The following is a 232-nucleotide window of genomic DNA, read 5'->3' as shown; positions in this document are numbered from 1 at the left end:
GTGATAGATTTGGCAGAATTTAAGTATGAGAGCTTCATTGTCTCTCCACCAGAGGTGAGTGCAGGGCTGTATGCCGCGATTTTAAATAGCTGCCAACAGCATGGCTTCACGCCTAAAATTGGACAGCAAGCCCCTCAGATTGTTTCGATTTTATCGTTGGTTGCGGCAAATTTGGGCATTTCTTTGGTGCCTGAGTCCACCCAACAGCTCAAAATTGAAGGGATTAAATATA

Annotated in this window: 1 protein-coding gene; it reads left to right on the top strand. The window is 44.4% G+C overall.

Going from position 1 to position 232, the window contains the following annotated elements; translation table 11 throughout:
- On the top strand, positions 1 to 232 hold a 232-nt coding region (locus RRF55_RS28125), incomplete at both ends, for a LysR substrate-binding domain-containing protein (RefSeq protein ID WP_439419317.1).

It is taken from the genome of Klebsiella sp. K47 (assembly GCF_051858335.1).
Taxonomy (GTDB): Bacteria; Pseudomonadota; Gammaproteobacteria; order Enterobacterales; family Enterobacteriaceae; genus Klebsiella; species Klebsiella pneumoniae.
The sequence above is the reverse complement of the archived record's forward strand: the minus strand, read 5'-3'. Positions and strand labels throughout refer to the sequence as shown.